Below are 15,080 nucleotides of genomic sequence, written 5' to 3' on the forward strand. Positions count from 1 at the left end.
TTGTATAGATTTACGATGTAGAAGGAAGCTCCTGAGAGGGGGCTTTTTTCTGTTGAGGGAAGGAAAATGATGGAAATGTGGGTGGGCGTATGTGGGAACTGATCGACTTATTATTAACTGATTATCGGACTTGCATGTGATGTAAAAGCTTTCAATATATGCTAGAATATACATTAATGAAAGTGAATAGATTTAACAAATACTAGTCTAAATCTTGGGAGGGAATTGCTTGATGGGAAATAAAGAAGTGATTATTAAAAGTAAGAAGCGCGTTCAAAAGCATGGAGAAGTTTTCACTCCCAAGCGGATTGTCAAAATGATGCTTGATCAACCAGGAATCAAGGAAGCTTGCGAATCAGTTACTGCTACCTTTTTGGAACCTTCAGCTGGAGAAGGGGCATTTTTAATTGAAATACTCAAACGAAAACTTAGTATCGTACAAAAGAACTATAATGAGAATCTCGCTCAGTATGAGAATTATTCCCTCCTTGCGTTAACCACGCTCTATGGAGTAGAGCTCTTAGAAGATAACGCGCAGCGATGTGTCATGAATTTGTATAAAATATATAATGATTTTTATCGCGAAGCGGCTGAAGCGCACGAAACCAAAGTTAGAGATAAGATATTTCGAGCCGCTCAATATATCATTTCTAAAAATATTGTCCAAGGGAACTTTTTGACAAAAGAACAAGTTAATGGAGATCCAATCATATTCACGGAATGGAAACTATTAGATACAAGAGCGAATCAGAAAAAACTCAAAGTTCAAAGAACGGAATATAGTTTAGAAGAAATTGCAGAGGGTACGGAACATGAATCGGGCTATATTCATGGAACTTTATTGCCAGTGGAAGAAGCTCAATTAAGCTTGTTCGACTTATTTGAGGATGAGATATCAGATGAAGAACCAGAAAAAAACTATCGTTACTTGCCATGTTGGATTGAAGATGTTCATTTAGAGGAAATGGAGGAAATCGATGAGTCGGACACAAATTAAACCTTTCGAGGAACTCAATCTAAAGATCTATGGTTATACATTGCCCCAAGTGCCTGATCATGATGGTTATATTAAGATAGGTGAGACCTCACGAGAAGTAGAAGCTCGAATTCACGAACAAGTAGGGACTGCGGGATTAACTCCTGAAATTCAATTCCACCGTGTCGCTCAAAGAAAAGATGGACAATGGTTCCATGATAGTGATCTTCACCGTTATCTTATATCTCGAGGAATCCGCCGTCATAATTTTGGTACGAGCGCCAATGAATGGTTCTACTTTAATGGTCAGATTGAAAGAGCGGAGACTTTAACGGATGAGTTCATCCAATCAGGCGCCAGTAAACAACAAGTAACCATTGAACCGATAGATTATGAGCTTCGAAGTGAACAGGCTGAAGCTGTTGAGGAAACATTGGCATACTATCGTCAAGAAGGCAACGACCGAGAATTTTTGTGGAATGCTAAACCACGCTTTGGTAAGACGTTAACGACGTATGATTTGATGCTGCAGCTAGGGGCTGTTAATACGCTAATTGTCACGAATCGCCCGGCGATTGCGAACTCTTGGTATGAGGACTTCCATAAATTCATTAGTCATCAAGAACCGAATATGAAGTTCGTCTCCGAAACAGATGCCTTAAAAGGGAAAGGCATGACACGGGATGAATTTATCGAATTTGTCGTCTCAGAAGAGGCTGGAGATGCTAAACAAGTGACGTTTATTTCGCTACAAGATTTGAAAGGGGCACGTTTTGCAGGAGGTCCTCATAAAAAGTTAGACTGGGTAGCTGAAATTCCTTGGGATCTCTTAGTCATTGATGAAGCGCACGAAGGGGTAGATACTCGTAAGACGGACCGCGCTTTTGAGAAAATTAATCGCGACTTTACACTTCATTTATCTGGAACGCCATTTAAAGCCATTGCGAATGAGAAGTTTTTGGCGGATCAAATATATAATTGGTCTTATCTTGATGAGCAACAAGCGAAGGCGAACTGGGATCCGACACTTGATACCAATCCTTATGAAAAATTACCTACCTTAAGTCTTTTTACTTATCAGATGAGTAGCCTCGTTCAAGATCGACTACAAAGAGGGGCGAACCTAGAAGAAGACGGTAATATGGATTATGCTTTTGACTTGAACGAATTCTTCGCAACGAAGGATAATGGGCGTTTTGAGTATGAGGCGAGTGTCCTAAAGTTCTTGGATAATTTGTCGCAAGGCAAGATGCCTTTTTCACCGACGGAGTATCGTCACCAGTTAGATCATACATTTTGGCTCCTACCAAGAGTTGCCTCTGCCAAGGCGCTTGAAGCATTATTGAAGAAACATCCTGTCTTCAAGGATTACCAAATCATCTTAGCTGCTGGGGATGGTGAAAGTCTAATTGATAGTGAAACGGAATTAGAACAAAGTCAAGAAGTTAAGAAAAATAAAAAATCATACGATAAAGTCAAAGCAGCGATTGAGAAATATCCTAAGACAATTACCCTATCTGTTGGGCAACTTACAACAGGGGTAACGATTCCTGAGTGGACAGCTGTGTTGATGTTGTCAAATATTAAGTCACCTGCGTTATATTTCCAAGCAGCCTTTAGAGCACAGAACCCTTATGAGTATGAAAAGGATGGACAACTCTTCCGTAAAGAGAATGCTTATATCTTTGACTTTGCGCCAGAACGTACGTTGATTCTCTTTGATGAGTTTGCGAATAACCTAACACCTGGTCAATCAGAGACAACAAAGCAACGTCACGACCAGATTAAGACGTTGTTGAATTTCTTCCCGGTGATTGCAGAAGATGATCAAGGGGAGATGCAAGAGCTCAATGCCGAGGAAGTATTGACCATTCCGCGTCATATTAAAGCACGTGAAGTCGTTCGTCAAGGCTTCATGTCTAACCTGCTCTTCAATAATATTGTAGGAATCTTCGGCGCGCCAAAAGAATTGGTTGGAATTATTAATAAGATTAAGCCCGAAGAAAATAAGAAGCATGCGAAAGAAGCACGGCCGATTGATTTACAGAATCCGATGCTGAATGATCGCGGTGAAGTTGAAATTCCTGATGAAATCGTGATTAACCGAACTCGAGATATCTTTGGTGATAAAGTCTTCCAAGTCGAAGATAAGCCGGAATCTGTAACAGTGACGGATTTAACCAACCGCTTCATGGATAGTATTAAAGAGGACTTTGACGAGTTAAAAGATCAATTTGACTTGAATATAACCCAGACTAATCGTGTTCAAGATAATGTCAGACGAAATATCAAAGATGTGGTTGAGGAAGAAGTGAACTACTTTACAACCCAGACAACTTACATTCAAAAAGACTATAATGATGCGCTTGTAAATCCTAATAATACCAAAACCATGACCGAACTTGATGAAGAGCGTCAAGCAAAAGAAAGAGAACTCCGCCAAGAGTTCCAACAAAATATTCAAAAAAGAACCCAAGAAACATTGAACAAAACTGTCGAAACAGAATATAAGAAAATTGAAGAACGGAAGAAAAACAAAACGGAGCAAGATACCCGAGATCATCTACGTGGATTTACTCGGACGATTCCAGCCTTCCTCATGGCGTATGGTGACCGAGATACAAGGTTAAATAATTTTGAACAGAACATTGCCCCAGATACTTTCTTGGAAATCACATCGATTACGATTGAAGAATTTAGAAAGTTACGTGATGGCTTTAAGTATGTCGATGATGAGGGTCAAGAACGTGAGTTTAAAGGGTTCTTTGATGAGACGGTCTTTAATGCCAGTGTCCAAGAATTCTTTGATAAGAAAGACGAACTAGCGAATTACTTTGATGAGAAACTACCTGAAGACATTTTTGACTATATTCCGAATCAACAGACCAATCAGATTTATACGCCACGAGGGGTCGTTAAATTGATGGTAGATAAGTTAGAAGAAGAGAACCCTGGAATCTTCCAGGATAAGCATATGAAGTTTGCGGACTTATATACTAAGAGTGGACTCTATCTAACGGAATTGGTGAAACGATTGAATGAAGGCTTAGCCGATCAAATCCCTAATCAAGAAGCGCGAATTAAGTGGATCTTAGAGAATCAGGTCTATGGGGTTGCTCCAAGTAATATAATTTATAATATTGCTAAAAACTATGTCTATGGCATTCACGGGGATATTGATACCCGTAATTTGGTTCAATGGGACATGGCAAAATCCGCCCAAGAAGGAACAATGAAAGAAGATTTAATCAAAGCCTATGGAGGTGAGAAAGTGAAGTTTGATGTGATTGTAGGGAATCCACCGTATCAGGATGAATCAGCCGGAAATAATAAGACATATGCACCACCAATTTATCACCTGTTTTTAGATAGTGCCTATGAAATTGCTGAAAAAGTTGAGATGATACATCCAGCTAGGTTTTTATTCAATGCCGGAAGCACACCTAAAGCTTGGAATAATAAAATGCTGAGAGATAATCATTTGAAAATTTTATTTTATGAAGAAGATTCTTCAATAATTTTTCCGAATACAGATATTAAAGGGGGGATAGCTGTATCATATCGAGACATTAACAAACTAATTGGACCGATTGGAATTTTTTCGCCTTATCCTATGCTAATAGAAATTTATGGGAAGGTACAAAAATTATCTGAAGATAGCCTGATGAATGTAATTTATACTCAAAATCGATTCGAATTAGAAAAATTGTATAATGATTACCCAAATTTAAAAAGTAAAATTGGGAGTAATGGGAAAGATAAAAGATTAAGAAATAATACTTTTGAAAAAATCCCACTATTTTTAGAAAAAGCAAAATCAAACACAGATATAGCTATTATCGGTGTGATTAAGAATAAAAGGTACTGGAGATACATACTCGAAGAATATATTGCTAAAGAACACGAGAATCTATTTAAATGGAAAGTTATTGTGCCAAGGGCTAATGGGAAAGGGTTGTTAGGCGAACAACTTAGTTCTCCAGAAATTATTGGTCCTAGGAAAGGATATACTCAAACTTTTTTAGGTATAGGAGCTTTTGAGAAAGAACTAGAAGCAGAAAACTTGTTGAAATACATAAAAACGAAATTCACGAGAGCCATGTTGAGTATTTTAAAAATTGATCAGCACAATGAGAAAGATACATGGGAATGTGTTCCGATCCAAGACTTCACTTCCAATTCCGATATCGATTGGTCAAAATCTATTCCGGAAATTGATCAGCAATTGTATGCAAAGTATGGTTTGAGTGAGGAAGAAATTCAGTTTATTGAAGAGAATGTTCAGCCAATGGAATAAAAACGTGTAAATAAAGGGTTTCTAATCACTTATCAAGTGGTTAGAAACCCTGATGCTTTTCATTTGATTTTACGCTCACCATCTACTTATTTAGAGGAGACGGATATATGAATCTTTTAAACGTGGATTTTATCATTAAGTTAGCCACCTGTAAAATAAGTTTGTGAAAACAAAAAAGCCATATGATTTCATGTTACTATAAGTGCGTCGAATACTATAGAAAAGGATGAAATCATATAACTTACACCCATTAAAACGCAAAATATTGCTCACATCTATCTGAATTTGAACGAGGCAAGATAGCGGCATGGAAGGCAGAAGGGATTTCAAACCGCGAAATTGCTCGTCGTCTAGGATGTTCACCTCAAACGATCAATAAGTCCTATCCAAAATCATTAGAGATTTAACGTGATTCCCCAAAAAAGAGGCAACCTATTATGGTCATTTTCTTGACAACATACTCATTTCTGTTCATTAACTGAAACGATGTTTCTTTCTGTAAGCGATTAATTGAAATTTTGTTTCATTCGTTTTATAATTTAATTTAGTAATTTATTTAATAAGAGAGGTGGTGTCGTGTCAATTTTATCTGTTCGACTTCGAGAGCATCACATCGAGGCGACACAGACGGAGAAGGTAATCATCGATTATATCCTTTCATCCCTTGATTCTATGCCGGAATTAACAATTTATCAGCTTGCCGAACAGACTTTTGCTTCGCCCGCTTCAATTAGTCGCTTATGCAAGAAGCTTGGATTTAAGGGGTATAGTGATTTTCAGAAAGCTGTAATCTACGAACAAGCCTCCCGCAACACCTATCTCGAGGGTAGGGTGATTGATTTCGCGAAGAATTCAACTATTGAAGAGATTATGGATGGAATGATTTCCCGCAACATTCTAGGTATGGAAGAGCTCAAGCAATTGATGAGTGAAGAAAGTATCTTAAAGACCGTTGAGCTGATTGAAGCATCCAATAATTTGTCATTCTTTGGAATGGGTGCCTCACTGATTGTGGCCATGGATGCTCAGATGAAGTTCATCCGGGGTAATAAGATGGCGATGGTCAATCAAGACTGGCACTCCCAACTCTTAGTTGCGCGGAATATGAAGAGGGGTGATTTGGCTTTTACGATTTCTTATTCTGGAGAGACAGAGGAGATGGTTGAGGTTACTCGAGCGGCCAAGTCCAATGGCGCCAAGATTATTACCTTGACCAATCAAGACAATTCGACGATAGCCAATCTAGCTGATGTCAATTTATTTATACCGTCCAATGAGTTACCCTTGCGAAGTGCTGCGACGGTCTCGAGGCTCATGCAACTGAACTACATCGATGTCATCTTCCAGACTTATCTGAGTCGGAGTGAAGATTCGATAGAGATCTTAGAGCGAACAAGAATAAATAAGTTAAGTGAAGGAGGGGATAGAATTTGAAAGAAGAACCCAAGTATACAACAGAACAGCGTAATCCAGCGAGTATGAATCTAGATCAATTACCGACTCTGGAAGCCTTGAGAATCTTCAATGAAGAAGATCGTAAGGTACCAGAGGTCATCTCCGGACTGCTCCCTGAGATTGCTCAAGCAATCGATAGTGTAGTTGATTCCTTCGAGCAGGGTGGTCGACTCATCTATATCGGGGCAGGGACCAGTGGACGTCTAGGTGTCCTAGATGCCTCTGAAGCACCTCCGACGTTCGGCGTGAGTCCAGATATGGTTGTAGGAGTCATTGCTGGTGGCGAAGAGGCTATTCGGAATCCGATTGAAGGGGCTGAGGACGATGGCTTGCAAGGTCAACGAGACCTTGAGACGATTAATCTCTCGTCCAAAGACACAGTCATCGGGATTGCCGCATCAGGTAGGACCCCCTATGTCATCGGCGCCTTAGAATATGCTCAGTCAATAGGTGCTCACACCGTTGCGATTGCCAACAATCAGGATTCTAAGATAGGCAAGGTTGCAGATATAGCAATCGAAGCGGAGGTCGGACCGGAAATCCTCACAGGATCAACCCGTCTCAAGTCAGGTACGGCCCAGAAATTGATTATCAATATGATTTCGACCATGGCGATGGTCAGAATCGGTAAGGTCTATCAGAATCTTATGGTGGATGTCCAGACTTCCAATGAGAAATTACGTCATCGTGCAGTAACGATTGTCATGGATGCGACAGGTGTCAGTGAAGCACTTGCAGTTGCGAAGTTAAAGGAAAGTGATGGGGATGTAAAGAAAGCAATCGTCATGATTTTACTCAATCAAGATTTAGAGGTCGCCACTAAATCTCTATCAGATGCTCACGGTAAGATTCATAATTTAATTAACAAATAGAATTGGAGGAATAAATAATGTCAAATCAAGCTTTGATTCAAAATATTCTTACGGCAATCGGAGGCGCAGAGAATATTGACAACGTTACTAACTGTATGACGCGGATGAGAGTAAAACTTAAGGATAATAGCAAGGTCGACATGGAGAAGTTAAAGAATACGGATCGAGTCTTAGGTGTCGTTGAAGCCGAGACACTCCAAATTGTCTTAGGCCCAGGGACGGCTAAGAAGGTCACCGATGAGTTAATCGAGACGCATCAATTGAATCGAGGGTTGAATCCTCAAGACGATCCGATGGCCACCAATGTGAATGAAAGCACTGGTGTCACTGCGGATTGGCAAGGTAATAAGGAGTCGGTAAAACAAAGCCGTAAGCAGAGTCCACTTAGACGAGGACTTGAATTGATTGCGAATATCTTTATTCCGATGATTCCAGCAATTATTGCAGCGGGTCTGTTCTCAGGCTTGAGTACCTTAATTGGTCAACTCATCGCGCAAGAGGTTGTTGCGGGTAATTTCTGGGAAGGTACACGAATTCTCTTCTCACTCCTAGGGACTTCCTTCCTTGGATACTTTGCAATCTACACTGGGGTCAACTCAGCTAAGCAATTCGGTGCGACTGAAGCTCTCGGAGGTATGGTCGGTGCGATGTCCATCGCAGCACCCTTAATTGACTTCGCAACACTCCTTGGTCTCTATAATGCAGATCAACCACTTAATTCTATCTTAACGACAGGTAAGGGTGGGATTATTGGGGTTATCATCGGTGTATGGGTCTTATCTAAGATAGAGAAGATTGTTCGCAAACATACGCCAGATGTCCTGGATTTAATTGTCACGCCATTCGTGACCTTATTGATTACAGGATTATTAATGGTTATGGTTATTATGCCGGTTTCTGGATATGTATCTGATATTTTAGTTAACTTCTTGAATCTCTTTATCGGATCATCTAATCCAATTATTTCTGTTCTATCAGGCTATATCTTATCAGCAGTCTTTCTACCAATGGTCTTACTCGGATTACACCATGGCTTAATCCCAATCTATGCTATCCAATTGGAGAATCTAGGCGGTGTTAGCCTCTTCCCAGTCTTGGCGATGGCAGGAGCTGGTCAAGTAGGGGCAGCGATTGCGATCTATCTCTATGCACGTAAACGTAACAATCAGAGACTTCAAAAAATTATTACCGGTGCACTTCCAGCAGGATTCCTCGGTGTTGGTGAACCATTGATTTACGGGGTAACTTTACCGCTTGGTAAGCCATTTATTACAGCAGGATTAGGGGCAGGATTCGGTGGTGCCTATGTCATGTTAATGGGTGTTCAATCCACTGCATGGGGTCCTTCAGGACTGGTAGCGATTCCGCTCATGTTCCCAGATAAGATGATTCATTACTTCATCGGTTTAGTCATTGCTTATATTGGTGGATTTATTATGACCCGTCTTTTCATGAAGCCAAGCGATTTAGAATTATTAGATTAAACAATCAAGGTCGTGGAGTTCGCTTCACGGCCTATTTTTAGGAGGATAGCATGTTACACAAATTAGGTATAAGTTCCTATGTCAGCAAATTTAATGAATATAAGGATTGGTACGCTCAATTCACCGGCCAACATGTACCCGTCTTCACATCCTTGCATATTCCTGAGGAGATGAATCCAGACTATGCCAAGCAAGCCGAGGAGATGTTGACTTGGTTCAAAGATCGAGACTTCTATCTCATCGTCGATATATCACCAAGGACGTTAACGATGCTAGAGCTGGATTCCTTAGACGCTCTAGTGGACAAGTTTGGCATTCAGAATATTCGGTTAGACTTTGGTTTTGAGGTAGAAGATGTCTTGAATATGACCACTCAACCAGATATCACCTTTAATGCTTCTCAGCAAGCTTTATTCAATGAAATCCAGCAACATCAATTGACTCAGAATTATTACTTCATGCATAACTTCTATCCAAGACCTGAGACTGGCAATGATGCCGATTATTTTGAAGCTATGAACCTAGCGATTCGTGAGTTAGGGCAGGAGCCCATTGCCTTCATTGCAAGTAATCTGGCACAACGAGGGCCTATCTATGAAGGACTTCCGACCTTAGAGCACCACCGCAATCTCTTACCTTATATCCAATTTGTCGAGTTGGTGCGCATATACGGCATTCAAGCGATTTTCATCGGAGACTATCGAATCGATGATGTTCAGTTGAAGCTAATCAAAGACTTTATCGAAACAAATATCGTTAGTATTCCAATTGAAGTCGACGATGATTATCAAGAGATTCTCAACCAGACCTTCACCATTCGGACGGACTCACCAAAGGACATCTTTAGGCTCGTGGAATCCCGAGATTACAAGCCGAAAGACGATTGGACTCTCCCACGGAACCATCTGGTGACAGGTCGCAGAACTGGGGATATTACCTTGGATAATGACGGATATGAGCGTTACGCTGGGGAATTACAGATTCTGAATACAGCGCTTCCAGCTGATTCAAGAGTTAATGTTATTGGGCGAGTTGATGAGGAATATATCCCATTGTTAGCGAGTCTCCAGCGAGATACGAAGCTAAGATTCATTCGACAATAATTCAGACTTGAGACTGATAACTTAGGGAGCAGGGCATCGTATAATAGGGTTAGTAATAGGAAAGGTGGTTTACGATGACTCAATTAATGAATAAAAGCACACGTATGTCCATTGGCAAGTTCATCCGAGCTTTATTTAAGAAGGATACCCCGATTTCCATTAAATTAATCGTTGGGCTTGCGCTGATCTATACAATCGTGCCCATTGATTTGTTACCTGGCTTCTTAGGCATCGTAGGTCTAATGGATGATGCCGCAGTAATCGCACTCTTAACATCCTTCGCGATGAAACTTCTTGATCATCATGAAGAAAAAATGATGATGCAGTCAACTGCCAATGTACAATAAAATAATCAAGTCTACCCCGCGAATTGTCCTTAAAATGTGAGGACGATTCGCATTTTTTTGTAGTCTTTTTGAATTATTAACACTCGCGTAGGAGTGCTCTAACTCACATATCGAATTCCATAAGTGAGTTACACAAGTTCTACAATCGTAATTTATGGATTTATAAGATAATTTATGGCTCGTTGTGATATACTTACTGTTGACTCAGTCGCTTCTATAGCTTTTATTTGATTTTACATTCACCATCCACTTGTTTAGAGGAGACTATCATTATATGAATGAATCAAAACAAAATAATAGGTATCAGATAGAGGAAAACGGAAGGCGATTAGCTACAATCAAAACCTACCGCAATCAATATCATTTGAGGAATTGTTATATTCGATTTGATTTGAATGATCATGAAAAGATTATTGATCCTTCGATTTTACAATCAATCGCGGACGAGCAGAAGTGCCCGCTACAAGCAATGATTGCTTCTTCTGAAACTCAGAAAGCTAATTTCCTAAAGGAACAAGGCTTTAAAAAGGTGAGAGTGTGTTATGAATTAGAAGTTGAAAAGGATGATTTGTTTGTAACCGAACCTTTTCAAGAGATAAAGATACTCAAAGCAAATCGTGGTGATGCTGACTATCTATCTTGTTGTGAGATGCTTTTTGAATACTATAAAGTAACTCATGAGGCGATTAACCCTTTAACTTCACCCTTTGAAGAATTTATCGAGTTAATACCTGATGAAGTTCTCTATTCCAAGGATAACGATATAATCCAACACGCTGCCTTCGTAGAAGATGATGAAATAGCTTATGTCAGTTCGATCGATGAAAACACATTTGCTCGTTTCGTATTAACGGTTGTGAATATGCTCTTTGAGGTTTACCCGTCGATTATTTTTGAAGCAGATAATACCGATTGGGTAGCGATGACCTTAAAAAATCTGTTCAATGTTGCTAGTACAGTGACCTTTGATACTTGGATCTATGAGAGTAGTGGGAATTAACGCCATCTTATTTAAATCAATCAATTAGATGAATCATTATCAGCCTTAGATAAAGAAAATTACCATCGAATCGAAAATTATTTGCTTAATCAATATTACGCACAGAGATTCAAGTAATCTTAGTCAATATGACCAAGTGCTAGATTTGGATCAGTTAGATTAGAAGAAATTTGATTTGATTTGTATCACAACGAACGAAGTTAGGTGAAATACCTAACTTTTTTATTTTGCTTGCTTTATACAGGGGATATAGCATAGAATCTGGCAAAAGACATTGACAGCTATCGATATGAAGAGTAAACTATAAATCACATCGATAAGTATCGATATGATCAATTGAATCGAAGGAGTGAGAGGATGGATAATGATTATCGAAATTCGGCGAAACTGTTAAAAGTCATTGCTGAAGAAACGCGCTTAAAAATTATTGATATGCTCTCGTGCGGTGAGATGTGTGCATGTGATATTTTAGAAAAATTAAGTATCTCCCAATCGACACTAAGTTATCATATGAACTTACTCGCGAAGCATGAGCTGGTGCATGCACGAAAAGATGGTTCTTGGATGCGCTATACATTAAACGATGTGACATTTAATGAATTAAAATCATTCCTTGAAATGATTACAACAACGAAAACGGATTGTATTTGTAAATGATAAAAAGGAAGAAAATCTATGAAAAAGAAAGTCGCTTTTATTTGTGTTCATAATTCCTGTCGAAGTCAAATTGCTGAAGCACTGATGAAAAAACATGGTAGTGAATGGTTTGATGTATATTCTGCTGGAACAGAATTAAAATCCCAGATCAATCAAGATGCTGTGAGATTGATGAAAGATTTACATCAAATCGATATGGAACAGACTCAAGCACCGAAGCTAATCACTCAAATTCCGGCGGTCGACTATTTGGTGACGATGGGGTGCAATGTGACCTGTCCAATTCTACCTTACAAGTATGAAAGTGAAGATTGGGGGTTAGCTGATCCAACCGGTAAATCAGATGAGGAATTTATTGAAGTAATCCAGCTTATTGAGCGGAAAGTCTTAGATTTTATTGATAAAGTAAAGGAGTGCTAAAATGAAAAATAAAGAGATCAGTTTTTTTGAAAGAAATCTAACATTATGGGTTTTGATCTGTATGATAATCGGGGTTCTCATTGGGAAATTTCTACCGGTGATCCCAGATACATTATCGAAATTTGAATTTTATAATGTATCGATTCCAACGACCATTTTATTATGGATTATGATTTATCCGATGATGCTAAAAATTAATTTTAGTAGTATTAAAAGAATTAAGGATAATCCAAAAGGATTATTTATCACTTGGATTGCCAATTGGATTATTAAACCTCTATCGATGTATCTTATCGCATATTTATTCTTTTTCATTATTTATGGTCGTTTATGGGGCGTGGATTTGGCGACGGAATATTTAGCAGGTGCGGTCTTATTAGGTGCTGCTCCTTGTACGGCAATGGTCTTTGTATGGAGTAAGTTAACGAATGGGGATAGCGCATATACGCTCGTTCAAGTGGCATCGAATGACTTAATTATTCTGGTGGCGTATATCCCAATTGTTAGTTTTTTACTGAATATGAGTAATATTCATATTCCATGGAAGACGTTATTCTTATCTGTAATATTATTTATTGTAGTCCCACTTGTTGTTAGTATTTTGACGCGAAGGCATATTATCTCTAAATACAGTGAAGACTACTTAGAGAAGGTTTTTATTCCTAAATTTGATAAATACACCATGGTTGGGTTGTTATTGACGTTGATTATTATTTTTTCTTTCCAAGGTTACCGAATTATAGAACAACCTGCGAATATCGTGCTTATTTCAATCCCGCTGATCATTCAAACCTTATTGATATTTGCAATTACGTTTGCGATGGCACACTTTGCGAAATTACCATACTCGATCGCTGCGCCATGTGCGATGATCGGCGCTTCTAATTTCTTTGAATTGGCAGTGGCAGTGGCTATTTCATTATTTGGGTTATCATCAGGAGCTACGCTTGTAACGGTCGTGGGTGTTTTAGTAGAAGTGCCAGTCATGTTATTTCTAGTTAGAGTAGCGAATGCAATGGAAAATAAATTTCAATAAATAGAAAAGTTAGGACTTGGACAAGTTAGTGAATGAACTTGCCAAAGGGATATAGAAGGGATACTATATGACACTTTTAAAAATAATCTTGTTGATCGTAGGATTGGCGTTCTTGACCTTTGGTTATTTGATTTATTTCAAAAAGCAATACCATTTGATTAATGGGTTTGAATCGGCCTTTAAAGCAGGTCGAAAGACCGCAGCCGATGCTGATAAAGTTGGGAGGGTTGAGTTAATCCTTGGTGGCGTGTGTTTGTTGGGCTGGATTTATCTGATGGTTTTTAAGTAGTATAAAATCATGAAAATACTGTTTTGATTTTTAAAGGTCAGCTTACCATATAGAATCTTATTTTATGTCGCTTTACCTAATATTTACATAATCTTTACCTAGAATTTAATAATTTATTGACATTATCATGATATGATAACTTTAAAACACACTAGTAGGAGGAAGATAAAGATGCACCTCAAGCGATTATGGAGATTTGTTGTGACATTGTCACTTACCTTTTTTGTGGTTTTTCAAAGCGTTTCAGCTCAGAGCTTAACCGATTTAGCGGGAGAATATCAAATTGATAATAATGAGTTCGCGTATCAACTGGAAAAATTTATTGGAGAGGAAATGAATTTTCTTAAGTCAGGCGGGGAGAGTCGTCTCATTCTTTCCGACCAGGGTGAGATTGAATTGGATATGAGTACTGAAGATGTAAGTGATGATTTTCCAATAGAGAAAATCACTTTCAAGACCGGACTTGCAGAGACAGAAATACCAGATCAATATAAATTGAATCTGGATCAGTATGAATTGAATCTCGCGGCCAACGCGGAGAAGCTCTATCAAGTAGTGAATGCTGAATTAGGCGATAGCTCAATTGAAGTTAGCTCTTTGGAGGATCTAGTGGACTTGATGAAACTGACCGCCAAATTGGACAAAGAGGAGTTTTCACCAGAAGAAAAGGCCTTAATCACACTTGTGATGGATCAATTAGAGGAAAAAGATGGAATGATCTATCTTTCCTGTAATCGAGAGATGGTCCAAGAAATCTTTGAAATTTTTAAGACTGATAATCTGACGGACCCTGATTTAACCTTTATAGAACACTTGTTAGAATACATCCCATTCAAGTTAACGAGAGCAGAGGATCAACTGCAAGTTCAAATCTCACTAGAACCCTTTACGGGGGCAGAAGGGTCAGGAGAAGCTGTGTTGAACTTAACTTTCAACGCTGTTCAATAGTATCAAGCATCATAGAGGAAATGCTGTTTCCTTTATGATGTTTTTTGTATTTTTATATAGCTAATTTTGCGGTCTCGAGCACGCTGGGAGGCAGAGAATATCTAAAGAAGTAAAGTCAAATTGAAATAAATCGTCTATATTTACGCGTCTTATTTCAAAAACTGTTAACTTTTTGAAATAACAATGGTAAAATAAC

The 15,080-nt window shown here is 38.8% G+C and carries 13 protein-coding genes and 1 pseudogene; all 14 read left to right on the forward strand.

Annotated features, from left to right (window positions below; translation table 11 throughout):
* Positions 1-232: 232 nt before the first annotated feature.
* The 14 genes and pseudogenes from HMPREF9707_RS06280 (at position 233) to HMPREF9707_RS06340 (ending at position 14,884) form a co-directional block, all read left to right on the forward strand.
* Complete coding sequence (locus tag HMPREF9707_RS06280) at positions 233-997, forward strand: DNA methyltransferase family protein (protein WP_006701865.1); 765 nt, start codon at positions 233-235, stop codon at positions 995-997.
* Positions 978-5,273 carry an Eco57I restriction-modification methylase domain-containing protein gene (locus HMPREF9707_RS06285; protein WP_006701866.1) on the forward strand — a complete coding sequence of 1,432 codons (4,296 nt, stop codon included), beginning with the start codon at positions 978-980 and terminating at the stop codon, positions 5,271-5,273. Before HMPREF9707_RS06280 ends, HMPREF9707_RS06285 begins: the two co-directional genes overlap by 20 nt.
* Positions 5,274-5,545: 272 nt before the next feature.
* Positions 5,546-5,650, forward strand: a pseudogene (locus HMPREF9707_RS08795) (helix-turn-helix domain-containing protein); the annotation flags it as partial.
* A gap of 199 nt (positions 5,651-5,849) precedes the next feature.
* A complete protein-coding gene (locus tag HMPREF9707_RS06290; RefSeq protein ID WP_006701867.1) occupies positions 5,850-6,707 on the forward strand; it encodes a MurR/RpiR family transcriptional regulator in 858 nt (285 codons plus the stop codon).
* Positions 6,704-7,600, forward strand: a complete 897-nt coding sequence (gene murQ, locus HMPREF9707_RS06295; RefSeq protein ID WP_006701868.1) for an N-acetylmuramic acid 6-phosphate etherase — start codon at positions 6,704-6,706, stop codon at positions 7,598-7,600. Before HMPREF9707_RS06290 ends, murQ begins: the two co-directional genes overlap by 4 nt.
* A 17-nt stretch (positions 7,601-7,617) precedes the next feature.
* A complete protein-coding gene (locus HMPREF9707_RS06300) occupies positions 7,618-9,084 on the forward strand; it encodes a PTS transporter subunit EIIC (protein ID WP_006701869.1) in 1,467 nt (488 codons plus the stop codon).
* A gap of 50 nt (positions 9,085-9,134) precedes the next feature.
* Positions 9,135-10,187, forward strand: a complete 1,053-nt coding sequence (locus HMPREF9707_RS08575; RefSeq protein WP_006701870.1) for a MupG family TIM beta-alpha barrel fold protein — start codon at positions 9,135-9,137, stop codon at positions 10,185-10,187.
* Positions 10,188-10,261: 74 nt separating this feature from the next.
* Positions 10,262-10,534 (forward strand): YkvA family protein, encoded by a 273-nt coding sequence (locus HMPREF9707_RS06310; protein WP_006701871.1) that lies wholly within the window; start codon positions 10,262-10,264, stop codon positions 10,532-10,534.
* Positions 10,535-10,808: 274 nt separating this feature from the next.
* A complete protein-coding gene (locus tag HMPREF9707_RS06315) occupies positions 10,809-11,534 on the forward strand; it encodes a hypothetical protein (protein ID WP_006701872.1) in 726 nt (241 codons plus the stop codon).
* 357 nt (positions 11,535-11,891) lie between these two features.
* Positions 11,892-12,191, forward strand: coding sequence for an ArsR/SmtB family transcription factor (locus HMPREF9707_RS06320; RefSeq protein WP_006701873.1), 300 nt, complete (start codon positions 11,892-11,894; stop codon positions 12,189-12,191).
* Positions 12,192-12,209: 18 nt separating this feature from the next.
* On the forward strand, positions 12,210-12,611 hold the full coding sequence (locus HMPREF9707_RS06325) for an arsenate reductase ArsC (protein ID WP_006701874.1): 402 nt from the start codon (positions 12,210-12,212) through the stop codon (positions 12,609-12,611).
* A 1-nt stretch (position 12,612) separates the two neighbouring features.
* Complete coding sequence (gene arsB, locus HMPREF9707_RS06330) at positions 12,613-13,647, forward strand: ACR3 family arsenite efflux transporter (RefSeq protein ID WP_006701875.1); 1,035 nt, start codon at positions 12,613-12,615, stop codon at positions 13,645-13,647.
* A gap of 67 nt (positions 13,648-13,714) precedes the next feature.
* Positions 13,715-13,936, forward strand: coding sequence for a hypothetical protein (locus HMPREF9707_RS06335; RefSeq protein ID WP_006701876.1), 222 nt, complete (start codon positions 13,715-13,717; stop codon positions 13,934-13,936).
* A 171-nt stretch (positions 13,937-14,107) separates the two neighbouring features.
* Complete coding sequence (locus HMPREF9707_RS06340; RefSeq protein WP_006701877.1) at positions 14,108-14,884, forward strand: hypothetical protein; 777 nt, start codon at positions 14,108-14,110, stop codon at positions 14,882-14,884.
* Positions 14,885-15,080 lie beyond the last annotated feature (196 nt).

Source organism: Falseniella ignava CCUG 37419 (assembly GCF_000301055.1).
In the GTDB taxonomy this organism is placed as follows: Bacteria; Bacillota; Bacilli; order Lactobacillales; family Aerococcaceae; genus Falseniella; species Falseniella ignava.